Source organism: Mycobacterium sp. JS623 (assembly GCF_000328565.1).
In the GTDB taxonomy this organism is placed as follows: Bacteria; Actinomycetota; Actinomycetes; order Mycobacteriales; family Mycobacteriaceae; genus Mycobacterium.
Genome location: NC_019966.1, coordinates 2,699,494 through 2,711,411, shown reverse-complemented (window position 1 = coordinate 2,711,411; position 11,918 = coordinate 2,699,494). Strand labels below are relative to the sequence as shown.

The following is an 11,918-nucleotide window of genomic DNA, read 5'->3' as shown; positions in this document are numbered from 1 at the left end:
CTGCGTCGCATATTCACGGGGGTGAGTGATGAGTTCAATCGGCTTTGTCGTGCCTGTACCGGCTGGCAAGGAGCAAGCGGACCGGGAGTGGATGAGCGCACTCGATGGGGAGAAGCGCGCGGAATATCTAACCGAGTGGAAGAAGGCCGGCTTCAAACACCACACGGTCTGGCAGCAACAGACTCCGAACGGCACCGTTGACATCGTGTATCTGGAGGCCGACGACATACCCACGGCCATGCAGGCCGTCACGTCGTCGGATTCTCCGTTCCACCAATGGTTCCGCGAACGCGTCCGCGATGTGCACGATCTCGATCTGACGCAGCAAAATCCGCCGACGCCGACGCTGTTGCACGACGCCAGCTTCTAATCTGGTGTGGTGGCCACCTGCGATGACGTCGCGCGCGTCGTCATCGCCGGTCTACCAGAAACCGCCGAAGCGTGGCCGGGCGCAGGCACCGAAGTCACTTAGCAGAAAGTTCCTTAACGGAAGCTGAAAAGCGCTGGGAGACAACTGGGCATCCGCGGAGTTAGGGTGTGCGAGGTGAGGACCCGTCTATCGGCGGTGACCGCAACGGTGTCGTTGACGGTGGCGACCGCGGCGTGCGCAAGTGGCCCGTCCACACCGTCGACCGCCAGCACACCGGCCGCTTCCGCGCGCAACTCCTCCTCTGCCTCGGCAGCGACTCCCGGTCCGTTGAGGATCACCGACCCTTACTCCCCGACGATCGATCCGTCGGCCTTCACGACCAAGATCGACAACCCGTACTTCCCGCTCACACCGGGTACCCGCACGATCTACGAGGCAGCCACACAGGACGGGCTGCATCGCACGACCACCGAGGTCACCCGGGACACCAAGAACATCATGGGGGTCGACACCGTCGTCGTCCACGACGCCGTCACTGTCGACAACGCGCCGTTCGAGGACACACTGGACTACTACGCCCAGGACCGGGACGGCAATGTCTGGTACTTCGCCGAGGCCACCAAGGAATTCAAGGACGGCGAGGTGGACACCGCGGGCTCGTTTGAGGGCGGAGTCAACGGCGCTCTACCCGGGATCATCATGCCGGCGCACCCGCAGGTCGGCGATCAGTATCGGCAGGAGTTCGCAAAGGGTGTCGCGGAGGATACTGGCGAGGTGCTCAGTCTCGCCGGCGCTGAAACCACCCCGCTCACCGGGCCCGCCAAAGACCTTCTGGTTACGAAGGACTCCGACCTGCTCGATCCCACCGGGCCGGGCGAGAACAAGTACTACGCCCGCGGTATCGGGCTGATCCTCACCGTGACGACAACGGGTCCGCCGGAGCGCGAACAAGCCACCGTCGTCGAAAAGTTCTGACATGACTGTGCTCGACGGTGATCGTGAGCTCGCTGACCCTATCGATGGGCCTGCGCGCGAACCTTGGTACGGCAAGGTGACGGCGACGATCGTGCTCATCGTGATTGCACTCGTGGCGGTGGCCATCGCCGTTTCGGCCGATCTCGTTGTGTCCCGCGAGCCGGTGGGGCCCGCCGGCGCCGTCGTTCCGACAATTCCGGTCACCACTACCCCGCCGTCGGCCCCGACCATGGCCCCGCCAAGCGCACCGCCCGCAACCGAAGCCCCGTCGCCGACGCCGGCGTACACCCCGCCCGCACCAGTCGAGCCGAGCACACCGCCACCTCCGCCGAAGCCGAAGCAAACCACTGCAAAACCGGCACCCAGCACGTCCGCGCCGTCGAAGAGTTCTGGCCCGACGACGCACCGGCCGTTCCCGCAGGAGACCACCGACTTCTTGGGGCCTCCGGGAACGAACAACTGATACGCCTCGCGGGAATCCCTATTGCTTCACCGACCGAGTTGCCTTGGTGTGCTCGTGGATTGCCTTGGTCAGTTCGAGGATCTGACTCGATAACTCGATCAGTTGCTTGTTCTGATCGTCTTCCTCTTGCACCATCTTCCACTGCAGATCCGCGGCGGCTTGGCGTTTGAAGTCGGCGCGGTTCTGGCTGATCATCACGAACGTCGACAAGAAGATCGCCTCGAGCGACACGATCATCGTCAGCAGCCCGAATGGGTAGCCCTCGATACCGAAGATGATCCAGACCGCGAACCACACGATGTGGAAGTAGACGAAGGCCATCGAACCGGCGAATCGCGTGATGGCGTCGGCGATGCGGTTCTGAATGCTGGAGGCGCGGGCTTCGTAATGCTTGGCGAGTGCCGGGTTGATCGGCTTGGGTAGCTTCGGCGGAACGAACCCGCGGTGAGCAGACGTTTCTGACATCGGCTCACCGTAGCTGTGGGCAAAATCGCGGCCCGTCACCTTCAGCTGTGAATCAGCTTCAGGTCATCTCTTGGCTAGCTGTACGACCAGTTCGTCGGCGGGCACGTGATGGCCTCGCTCGCAACGGATCTCGACAGTGGCCTCGGCGCCGCAATCTTTATGCGCAAGCTGTAGCGACGCGTTGTACGGCAGGTGCCGTCGACCCCACTCGAACATCGCCCACACCACCGGCATGAAATCCACTCCCGCGTCGGTGAGCACATACTCGTCGCGGCTGCGCTGGCCGGGTTCCTTATAGGGCCTGCGCTCGAGCAGTCCAATGTCCACTAGTTCAGTCAGCCGCGCCGACGCCGCGGCCTTCGTGATTCCGACGCGCCGCCAGAAGTCCTCGAACCGGGTGGTGCCGTAGAAGGCCTCACGCATGATCAGCATTGCCGACTTGGTGCCCAGCAACGCCATGGTCTTCTCGATCGGGCACTCTCCCACCGCCGACCAGGTGTCACGGTCGGCCAGCGGCCCCCGCAGAACTGTCATGCACGTCACTCCTTTTCTGGGTTGTTCCCACTATACCTAGGTGTTATAGCTGGATATAGCGAGTACTACTCAGTGTCGAGTACAGGAGGCGGTAATGGCCGGATACGTGGGCCGGGATGCAGTGATCGTTGGGGCCGTGCGCACCCCGATCGGCAAGGGAAAGGCCGGCGGCGCGCTGCACGACGTGCTGCCCGTCGACCTTCTGGCGCATAGCCTGAAGGAACTGGTCAGCCGGACCGGAATCGACCCGGCGCAGATCGACGACGTGATCGCGGGCGCGGTCACCCAGGTGGGTGACCAGGCCGTCAACATCGCTCGCAACGCGGTGCTCGGCGCCGGCTTCTCGGAGAGTGTTCCGGGCACGACGGTCGACCGGCAGTGCGGCAGCAGCCAGCAGGCCATCAGCTTCGCCGCTCAAGGTGTCAGCTCGGGAGCTTACGAGGTCGTGATCGCCGCCGGTGTCGAGTCGATGGGTCGGGTGCCCATGGGCTCGAGTGTGCTGCCGGGCAGCGACCCGTTCGGCCAGATGGCTCAGCGTTATCCCGAAGGCCTTGTGCCGCAGGGCATCAGCGCGGAGTTGATCGCCGCCAAGTGGGGCTTCTCGCGCCAACAGCTCGACGAGTTCTCTGCAGGTAGCCACGAAAAGGCTGCGGCCGCAACCAAAGAGGGCCGCTTCGACAACGAACTGGCTCCGATTGCGGGCCTGGCGACGGATGAGATCATCCGTCCTGGCACCACCGTCGACACGTTGGCTGGTTTGAAGCCGGCGTTCTACAACCCGGCATATGAGGCCCGCTTCCCGCAGATCAAGTGGGAGATCACCGCAGGCAACTCGTCGCCGCTATCCGACGGCAGCGCCGCCCTGCTGATCACCACCAGTGAAGCGGCGGCGCGATTGGGGCTGCGTCCCCTGGCCCGCATCCACACGGCCACCGTGGTCGGATCGGACCCGCTGTACATGCTGACCGGAGTTATCCCCGCGACCGAAAAGGTCTTGCAGCGTGCGGGATTGGCACTTTCGGACATCGACCTGTTCGAGGTCAACGAGGCCTTCGCGCCTGTTGTGCTGGCGTGGGCTCAAGATGTCGGTGCTGACTTGGCGAAGACGAACGTCAACGGCGGCGCGATCGCCATCGGCCACCCGCTGGGCGCCAGCGGTGCGCGCATCATGACGACCATGGTCAACGCGCTCGAACAGCGCGGCGGCCGCTATGGGCTGCAGACGATGTGTGAAGCCGGTGGCATGGCCAACGCCACCATCATCGAGCGGCTGTAAAGGCTTGCCTCCCGATTGCACTCAGGGTCGTGATCTGGTGCCTTTCACGACCCTGGGTGCAATCTTCAGACCCTCTGTAGTTCGAACAGCGGGATGATGCGGCTTGTCTTCTCTTGGTACGCACCGAAAGCCGGTGCCAAGGCGACGACCTTCGGGTATGTCTTGTCGCGCTCCTCGGCAGGCAGCTCGCGCGCAATCACGTCGTAGGCATCGGTTCCGACCTCAATGTGCGCCTGCGGATTGGCGCGCAGGTTGTGCACCCAATCGGGATTGGTGTCGGCACCCGCCTTTGATCCGATGATGATCATTTTGTCATCGATCGTCAGGTAGGCCAGCGGAGCCAACCGCGGCTGGCCCGATTTGGCGCCCGTCGACGTGAGCAGCAGAAGGGTCGCGCCGTCGAAAGGTCCGCCGACCTTGCCGCCGTTGGCGCGGAACTCGTCGACGATGTTCTTGTTGAACGCCTTCATCGTTTCGGCGTCGGGTATTTCGGTCACGGGCTCTCCTTCAGTGCTGACAACAGTTCGGCCACGGATTCGGGACGCGGAGTCAGCGACCCTATCCGCAGGATCAGGTGTTGAGCGCCCGCGGCGATGTAGCGGGCCAGCCAGTCCAGGCACTCCTGAACGGAGCCGCCTCGGATCGCCTGAACGTGGCGCATCACGTCGAGCGGCTGGCCGTAATACGCGCGCAAGTACTCATCGAGGTCGTCGTCGGCGCCCGGGCCGCTGATGTTCACGGTCGCGTACAAGGCGGGTGTGACCTCGCGGACTGCCTGCGCGCGGATCCGATCCCACGCCCGCGCATAGGCATTCACATCCGGCAGGTACGGCAGCCAGCCGTCGTACGTGGCAGCGACGCGCTCGATGACCTTCGTCGTGTCACCTCCGGCAAGCCATACTGGTGGACCGCCCGCTCGTGCCGGCGGGAGCGCGTCAGCGAATTCGCCTTGGCCACCCCATGTCTCGCGCCACAGCTTGACCGACTTGTCGAGCCGTGCGCCGCGACCGGCGAATGCCATTCCCACGGCATCGAATTCACGCCGGCTCTCCGGCAACGGCGCGCCTGACCCGAGCCCGAGAATCAACCGACCACCGGACAGCTGGTCGACCGTAGCCGCTTGCGCGGCGACGAGCAGCGGATGCCGCAGCGGCGCGATCATCGCCGCGGTGCCAAGCGCAAACCGTTCGGTCACCGCTGCGACGTCGGACAAGATCGACAGCGGCTCGGCACGCGTCCGTGCCAAGAGTGAATCGCCGACCCACACCGAGTCGAAGCCGGCGGCTTCGGCAGTTCGTGCAAACTCGACCAGTCCCGGCGCGTCGTGCTGGCCCGTCATCGCGGTTTCCCGGCTGGGCAGCATGATCCCGACGCGTACCGGCATCGCGTGCTACGCCTTGTCGAGTTCGAAGATCGGGATCACGCGGCTGACATTGGCCTGGAAGTCTGCGAACTGCGGCGCGATCGCGATGACCTTGGGCAGGATCGACTCGCGCTCGTCTCCAAGCAGTTCGCGGGCTGTCACGTCGAAGGACTCGCAGCCGAGTTCGACGTGCGCGCGGGGGTTTGCCCGCAGGTTGTGCACCCACGCCGGGTTGACGTCCGCACCGCCGTAACCACCGATGACCACCAACTTCCCGTCGATGCGCTTGCACGACAGCGGCGACAACCGCGGTTCACCCGACTTCGCGCCGGTGGTCGTGAGTAGCAGCAACTCGTTGCCCTCGAACGCGCCGACCTTGCCGTCGTTGGCGCGGAATTCGTCGGCGACCTTTACGTTGAACGCCTTCGTCGTCTCGATGTCGGGTGGCTGGGTCATTGCACCTTCAAGCTTCGCGCGATTGGGGTCTATTCCCGGAAAGTCGAGTATTCAGTACTCAGTACAGCTGGTCGCAATCGCGTGATGATCGGTTGATGACCGATGCGGCAAAACCTGACGTAGAAGTCGTTGTGGTAGGCGCAGGCATTGCCGGCCTCTATCTCGCTTACCGGCTGAGCCGTGCCGGGTACAGCATGCGCGTCTTCGAGGCGGGCGACGACCTCGGCGGCACGTGGCACTGGAACCGGTATCCCGGCGCCCGGGTCGACATCCCCAGCATCGACTACATGTACAGCTTCGATCCCGACTGGCGAAGCGACTGGCAATGGTCCGAGAAGTACGCCACCCAGCCGGAGATCCTGCGCTATTTGAACCACGTCGCCTACAAGCACGACCTGCGCCGCCACCTCACCTTCTCGACGCGAGTGCAGCAGGCCCACTGGGATGAGGAGGCGTCGCTGTGGCATGTCCACACCGATGCGGGTGACGACGTCAGGTCACGCTTCGTCGTGATGGCAACGGGTTGCTTGTCGATGCCCAAGCCGCCAGAGATCGATGGCCTGGAGCGATTCGCCGGAGAGGTGTACTTCACCAGTCGTTGGCCGGATGAACCTGTGGACTTCGCCGGGAAACGAGTAGCGGTGATCGGCACGGGTTCCTCTGGGGTGCAATCGATTCCGGTGATCGCCGAACGGGCGGAGCAGGTGCTGGTGCTCCAGCGCACCCCGACCTTTTGCATCCCAGCGCACAACGGCCCGGTCACACCGGAGATGCTCGTGCCGGTCGAGGGCGAGGCCGAATACCGCGCCGCGGCAAAGGTCTCGCCCAACGGCATCCCGGCAGAACGCAACATCACGCCGACGTTCAGCGTGTCGGAGGCCGACCGCCAAGAGCGCTATGAACGGGTCTGGGAGTTGGGGCTGCTGCTGGAGTCGTTCACCGTGTTTGCCGATGTGCTCAGCAATCCCGCTGCCAATCACGAGTTCGCCGAGTTCGTCAGGAACAAGATCCGTTCGATCGTCGACGATCCACAGACTGCGTTCGAGCTGTGCCCGACGGAGTACCCCATCGGGACCAAGAGGCCCTGCCTCGACACGAACTATTACGCCACCTACAACCTGCCGCACGTGCGCCTCGTCAACATCCGGAAGCATCCGATCCAGGAGATCACTGAATCCGGCATAGATACCGCCGATGAGTCGTTCCCCGTCGACGTCATCGTCTTCGCCACTGGTTTTGACGCCATGACTGGTGCGATAACGGCTGTCGACATCCGAGGGCGCAATGGCTTGGCGCTGAACGAGAAGTGGGCGAACGGGCCGCAGACCTATCTCGGATTGACGACGGTGGGCTTCCCCAATCTGTTCTTGATCACCGGCCCGGGAAGCCCGTCGGTGCTGTCCAACATGACCGTCTCGATCGAACAGCACGTGGACTGGGTGCTCGACTGTCTCGGCCATATGAGCGCCTCGGGCTTTCACATCGTCGAGCCCACCAAAACGGCCGAGACCGGGTGGATGCAGCACGTGAACGACTGCGCCGGCATCACCCTCTTCCCCACCGCCAACTCGTGGTATATGGGCGCCAACGTGCCTGGCAAGCCACGAGTGTTCCTGCCGTACTGCGCGGGTGTCGACTTCTACCGGGCCAGCTGCGAAGAGGTCGTTGCCCGCGACTATCTGGGCTTCACGCTGTCCGGTCCGAACGGCGTGCAGTGCAACGACGGAGTGGTGCGGCGGCTGCAACCCGACGCGGAGATGGTGCTGATGGAGATGGCGGCGATGGATCTGCCGTTGATGGAAACGATGACCGCCCCGCAGGCCCGCGCGTTCTACCAGCAGCTGCTGGCGGACCGACCGGCTGGCCCGGATGTCGGCGAGATCAACGACGGTGTATTGCCCGGCGCCACAGGCGATCTCGCGTACCGGCTGTATAAACCGCCAACTCCTGGCCCGCATCCGGTCATCCTGTACTTCCACGGCGGCGGATGGGTTGTGGGCGATGCCATTTCGGACGATCCGCTGTGTCGGGACCTTTGTGTCCGCAGCGACGCGATCGTCATCTCGGCGGACTACCGCCACGCACCGGAGCACCGATTCCCGGCGGCGGTCGACGACGCCATGGGCGCGCTGCGGTGGGTCGCCGACAACGCCGAGGCTCTCGGCGGCAGACCGGGCGGAGTCGCGGTGGCGGGGTGGAGCGCTGGCGCCGGCCTCACCGCGGTGGTCTGCCGGCTAGCGCGAGACATGGGCGGACCACACATCGTCGGACAGCTCTTGTTGACGCCGCCCACGAGCGGTGGCACCGCGCTCGCGTCATTCGTCGAGAACGCGGACGGCTACCTGCTGACGACGCCGCTGATCGACTGGTTCTACGACCACTACATCGACGAAGCGGACCGCAGCGATCCACGCTTCGCGCCGTTGCGCGCTAGCGATCTGTCCGGGCTGCCGCCTGCCACCGTGGTGACGGCCGAATTCGACCCGCTTCGGGACGACGGCAGGGCGTATGCCGCCGCGCTCGCGGCCGCGGGCGTTCCGACCGAACACATCAGCGCCGGGGGGCACACCCATCACTCGGTGACGATGGTGGATGTCGTGATTTCAGGTGAACCGATACGCGCCCAGATGGCCGACGCACTGCGCCGCTTCTTCGCGGCGGTGCGCACGCCCGAGCCGGCTTAGCCTTTCGGCTCCGGCTTGGCATCGATATCGCCGCCGGCGCGGCTCCGTGCGTCTATTCCCGATTCCTTGCGCTGCTGCGGCGTGATCGGGGCCGGCGCACCGGTCAGCGGGTCGACGCCGCCGCCGGACTTCGGGAACGCGATGACCTCGCGGATGGAGTCCATGTCCGAGAGCAGGGCATTGATGCGGTCCCACCCGAACGCGATGCCGCCGTGCGGCGGTGCGCCAAAGGTGAACGCTTCCAACAGGAATCCGAACTTCTCTTCGGCTTCGGCCTTGTCGATGCCCATCACCGCGAACACCTTCTCTTGCACGTCGCGACGGTGAATACGAATGGAGCCGCCGCCGATCTCGTTTCCGTTGCACACGATGTCGTAAGCGTCGGCGAGCACAACACCCGGATCGGTGTCGACACTGTCCGCGAACTCCGGCTTGGGCGCGGTGAACGCGTGGTGCACCGCCGTCCATGCACCAGAGCCGACGGCGACGTCGCCATGCGCGGTGGCTTCGTCGGCAGGTTCGAACAGCGGTGGGTCGACGATCCACGTGAAGGCCCACGCGTTCGGGTCGATCAGGTCCAGCCGCTTGGCGACCTCGATGCGGACCGCGCCGAGCAGCGCGCGCGACGACTTTGCCGGGCCCGCCGAGAAGAAGATGCAATCACCGGTCGATGCGCCGACATGCGCGGCCAGCCCGTCGCGCTCGGCATCCGACAGGTTCTTGGCCACCGGACCACCCAGCGTGCCGTCGTCGTTCACCAGCACGTAGGCCAGCCCACGGTGGCCGCGCTGTTTGGCGAACTCCTGCCAAGCATCCAGCGTGCGGCGCGGCTGCGAGGCGCCGCCCGGCATCACCACCGCCCCGACGTAGGGCGCCTGGAACACCCGGAACGGCGTGTCTTTGAAGTAGTCGGTGCATTCGACGAGTTCCAGGCCGAACCGCAGATCGGGTTTGTCCGAGCCATAGAGACGCATCGCGTCGGCGTAGGTCATTCGGGGCAGCGGCGTGGGCACGTCGTAGCCGATCAACGCCCACAGCGCCGTGACGATCTCCTCCGAGACCGCGATGACGTCCTCCGTGTCGACGAAGCTGAGCTCCATGTCGAGCTGGGTGAACTCGGGTTGCCGGTCGGCGCGGAAGTCCTCGTCGCGGTAGCACCGCGCGATCTGGTAGTAGCGCTCCATGCCCGCCACCATCAGCAACTGCTTGAACAGCTGCGGGCTCTGCGGCAGCGCGTAGAAGCTGCCCGGCTGCAGCCGTGCGGGCACCAGGAAATCGCGCGCCCCCTCGGGCGTCGACCGCGTCATCGTCGGCGTTTCGATCTCGACGAAGTCATGGCGCGCCAGCACCTCGCGGGCGGCAGCATTTACCTTGGAGCGCAACCGAATTGCGTTGCCCGGTCCGTCGCGGCGCAGATCCAGGTAGCGGTACTTGAGGCGGGCCTCTTCGCCAGCAGTCTCATCGAGCTGGAACGGCAGTGGCGCGCTCTCCCCCAGCACCGTCAGCGACGTCGCGTTGACTTCGATCTCGCCGGTGGGGATTTCGGGGTTCTCGTTGCCTTGGGGCCGGACCTCGACGACACCGTCGACGGCAATGCAGAACTCCGCGCGCAGCCGATGGGCCTGGGCCAGCACGTCGCCCTCACGGAACACCACCTGTGCCACGCCGGACGCATCGCGCAAGTCGATGAAGATGACGCCACCGTGGTCGCGGCGACGCGCCACCCAGCCGGCGAGCGTCACCTTCTGCCCGGCATCGGTGGACCGCAGCGAACCGGCGGCATGTGTGCGCAGCACGAAATCTCCCTGTTGATGGCCTGACGAGACGATTGCCAAGTGTAGAGGGGTGCTGACCGCCGGTAGCTTGGCCTTCGTGGACGAGCGCTTGCGCGAAGACAATGCACCGGGCACGAAGATCGCACTGATCGGACCCGGCGCCATTGGCGCAACCGTGGCCGCCTACCTGCACGCCGCGGGTCACTCCGTCCTGCTGTGTGGGCACAGCCCGCGTTCCTCGATCGAGGTTCGGCCCGACGATCACGCGCCGATCATGCTGCCGGGACCCGTGCACACCGACCCCGCTGACATGGATGAACCCGTTGACGTGGTGTTCATCGCGGTGAAGGACACCCAGAACGAACAGGCCGGCGGCTGGCTGGCGCGGCTGTGCAATGACCGCACTGTGGTGTGCGCGCTGCAGAACGGCGTCGAACAGGTCGAGCGGGTAGGCCGGTTCTGCTCGTCGTCGACGGTGGTGCCCGCAGCCGTCTGGCTTTCGGCGGAAATCCAGCCGGAGGGCTGGGTCCGGGCCCGCACAGAGCCGCGGCTGATTCTGCCCAATACCGAGGCAGCAGACATTCTGGCGCAGCTGTTGCGGCCGGCAGGTGTGAACGTCGAGCTCGACTCCGACTTCAACACCTCCGCATGGCACAAGCTGCTGGTCAACGCTGTGGTCGCGGTCATGGTGCTGACCGGTCGACGCTCCGGCGCCTTTCGTCGCGACGACGTGGCGGCGCTCGGGCGCCGGTATCTGACCGAATGCCTCGCGGTCGCGCGCGCCGAGGGTGCCAACCTTCGCGACGAGGTGATCGACGAGATCATCGGCATGCTGGCGCAGGCCCCGCCGGACCTCACCACGTCGATGCTGACCGACCGCGAAGCGGGCCGGCCGCTGGAGTGGGACATCCGCAACGGCGTCATCCTGCGGAAGGCCGCCGCGCACGGGCTGGCCACTCCAATCAGCGAAGTATTGGTGCCGTTGTTGGCGGCGGCCAGCGACGGCCCTGGCTAGACACCGTCGTCTACCGTGTATGGCCATGCACCCATGCGAGCGCGTCGGCCGCGACTTCATCGATAGCGCACCGTTCCGCTTCGTCTCGACCGTCGATCTGACCATCACCCCCGAGCAGGTTTTCGAGATCCTCGACGACGCCGAGTCGTGGCCGCAGTGGGCCACGGCGATCACCAAGGTGACGTGGACCAGCCCCCAACCGCATGGCGTCGGCACCACGCGAACCGTCGATATGCGCGGCGGCATCGTCGGCGATGAGGAGTTCTTGGCCTGGGAACCCTACAGCCACATGGCTTTTCGATTCAACCAGGCATCGACCCGCAGCATCGCGGCGTTCGCGGAGGATTACCGCATCGTGCCGACCACCACCGGTTGCAACCTGACGTGGGTGATGGCGATGAAGCCCAACGGCGTGGTAGCGCGCCTCGGCATGACGCTGGGCCGCCCAGTGATGGCGCGGACGTTCCAGAAGTTCCTCTACAACCTGCTCGAGTACGCCGACAAGCATTACTGATCTTGCGGCGAAACGGCATTCCGGCACG

General features: G+C 65.1%; 13 protein-coding genes. 7 read left to right on the top strand and 6 right to left on the bottom strand.

All coding sequences use genetic code 11. The features are described 5' to 3' along the window. Positions 1–28: 28 nt before the first annotated feature. From MYCSM_RS13295 to MYCSM_RS13285, 3 genes are all read left to right on the top strand, one after another. A complete protein-coding gene (locus MYCSM_RS13295) occupies positions 29–370 on the top strand; it encodes a hypothetical protein (protein ID WP_015306677.1) in 342 nt (113 codons plus the stop codon). Positions 371–544: 174 nt separating this feature from the next. Beyond that, positions 545–1,345, top strand: a complete 801-nt coding sequence (locus MYCSM_RS35240; RefSeq protein WP_157681327.1) for a hypothetical protein — start codon at positions 545–547, stop codon at positions 1,343–1,345. A gap of 1 nt (position 1,346) precedes the next feature. Further along, positions 1,347–1,808: a hypothetical protein gene (locus MYCSM_RS13285; RefSeq protein WP_015306675.1), complete on the top strand. Its 462-nt coding sequence runs from the start codon at positions 1,347–1,349 to the stop codon at positions 1,806–1,808. A gap of 18 nt (positions 1,809–1,826) precedes the next feature. On the opposite strand, the gene MYCSM_RS13280 is transcribed toward MYCSM_RS13285, so the two are convergent. After that, positions 1,827–2,273: a DUF1003 domain-containing protein gene (locus MYCSM_RS13280; protein WP_051073749.1), complete on the bottom strand. Its 447-nt coding sequence runs from the start codon at positions 2,271–2,273 to the stop codon at positions 1,827–1,829. Positions 2,274–2,336: 63 nt separating this feature from the next. Beyond that, entirely contained in the window at positions 2,337–2,807 is a 471-nt protein-coding gene (locus MYCSM_RS13275) for a winged helix-turn-helix transcriptional regulator (protein WP_015306673.1), read from the bottom strand. Positions 2,808–2,901: 94 nt separating this feature from the next. On the opposite strand from MYCSM_RS13275, the gene MYCSM_RS13270 reads away from it, so the two are divergent. Continuing rightward, the gene (locus MYCSM_RS13270) at positions 2,902–4,083 is read left to right on the top strand and encodes a thiolase family protein (protein ID WP_015306672.1); all 1,182 of its coding nucleotides are present in this window, start codon (positions 2,902–2,904) and stop codon (positions 4,081–4,083) included. A gap of 65 nt (positions 4,084–4,148) precedes the next feature. Here MYCSM_RS13270 and MYCSM_RS13265 read toward each other — a convergent pair whose 3' ends face one another. From MYCSM_RS13265 to MYCSM_RS13255, 3 genes are read right to left on the bottom strand one after another with little or no spacing between them, the layout of a single operon-like run. Further along, entirely contained in the window at positions 4,149–4,580 is a 432-nt protein-coding gene (locus MYCSM_RS13265) for a nitroreductase family deazaflavin-dependent oxidoreductase (RefSeq protein ID WP_015306671.1), read from the bottom strand. After that, complete coding sequence (locus MYCSM_RS13260; protein WP_015306670.1) at positions 4,577–5,467, bottom strand: LLM class flavin-dependent oxidoreductase; 891 nt, start codon at positions 5,465–5,467, stop codon at positions 4,577–4,579. The genes MYCSM_RS13265 and MYCSM_RS13260 overlap by 4 nt, the downstream gene beginning before the upstream one ends. 6 nt (positions 5,468–5,473) lie before the next feature. Further along, positions 5,474–5,902 carry a nitroreductase family deazaflavin-dependent oxidoreductase gene (locus MYCSM_RS13255; RefSeq protein ID WP_015306669.1) on the bottom strand — a complete coding sequence of 143 codons (429 nt, stop codon included), beginning with the start codon at positions 5,900–5,902 and terminating at the stop codon, positions 5,474–5,476. Positions 5,903–5,997: 95 nt separating this feature from the next. Here MYCSM_RS13255 and MYCSM_RS13250 point away from each other — a divergent pair, with 95 nt between their 5' ends. Beyond that, on the top strand, positions 5,998–8,586 hold the full coding sequence (locus MYCSM_RS13250) for a flavin-containing monooxygenase (protein ID WP_015306668.1): 2,589 nt from the start codon (positions 5,998–6,000) through the stop codon (positions 8,584–8,586). On the opposite strand, the gene aspS is transcribed toward MYCSM_RS13250, so the two are convergent. Continuing rightward, on the bottom strand, positions 8,583–10,382 hold the full coding sequence (aspS, locus tag MYCSM_RS13245; RefSeq protein WP_015306667.1) for an aspartate--tRNA ligase: 1,800 nt from the start codon (positions 10,380–10,382) through the stop codon (positions 8,583–8,585). The genes MYCSM_RS13250 and aspS overlap by 4 nt on opposite strands. Before the next feature lie 76 nt (positions 10,383–10,458). Here aspS and MYCSM_RS13240 point away from each other — a divergent pair, with 76 nt between their 5' ends. Next, positions 10,459–11,376, top strand: a complete 918-nt coding sequence (locus MYCSM_RS13240; protein ID WP_232425762.1) for an oxidoreductase — start codon at positions 10,459–10,461, stop codon at positions 11,374–11,376. 19 nt (positions 11,377–11,395) lie between these two features. Next, entirely contained in the window at positions 11,396–11,890 is a 495-nt protein-coding gene (locus MYCSM_RS13235; protein WP_015306665.1) for an SRPBCC family protein, read from the top strand. The last annotated feature ends 28 nt before the right edge of the window (positions 11,891–11,918 follow it).

Bases quoted from the DNA above. Each gene is read 5' to 3' on its own strand.
- MYCSM_RS13280 (WP_051073749.1), bottom strand. From the start codon at position 2,273: ATGTCAGAAACGTCTGCTCACCGCGGGTTCGTTCCGCCGAAGCTACCC.
- MYCSM_RS13275 (WP_015306673.1), bottom strand. From the start codon at position 2,807: ATGACAGTTCTGCGGGGGCCGCTGGCCGACCGTGACACCTGGTCGGCG.
- MYCSM_RS13260 (WP_015306670.1), bottom strand. From the start codon at position 5,467: ATGCCGGTACGCGTCGGGATCATGCTGCCCAGCCGGGAAACCGCGATG.
- MYCSM_RS13250 (WP_015306668.1), top strand. From the start codon at position 5,998: ATGACCGATGCGGCAAAACCTGACGTAGAAGTCGTTGTGGTAGGCGCA.
- MYCSM_RS13270 (WP_015306672.1), top strand. From the start codon at position 2,902: ATGGCCGGATACGTGGGCCGGGATGCAGTGATCGTTGGGGCCGTGCGC.
- MYCSM_RS13295 (WP_015306677.1), top strand. From the start codon at position 29: ATGAGTTCAATCGGCTTTGTCGTGCCTGTACCGGCTGGCAAGGAGCAA.
- MYCSM_RS13285 (WP_015306675.1), top strand. From the start codon at position 1,347: ATGACTGTGCTCGACGGTGATCGTGAGCTCGCTGACCCTATCGATGGG.
- MYCSM_RS13255 (WP_015306669.1), bottom strand. From the start codon at position 5,902: ATGACCCAGCCACCCGACATCGAGACGACGAAGGCGTTCAACGTAAAG.
- MYCSM_RS13235 (WP_015306665.1), top strand. From the start codon at position 11,396: ATGGCCATGCACCCATGCGAGCGCGTCGGCCGCGACTTCATCGATAGC.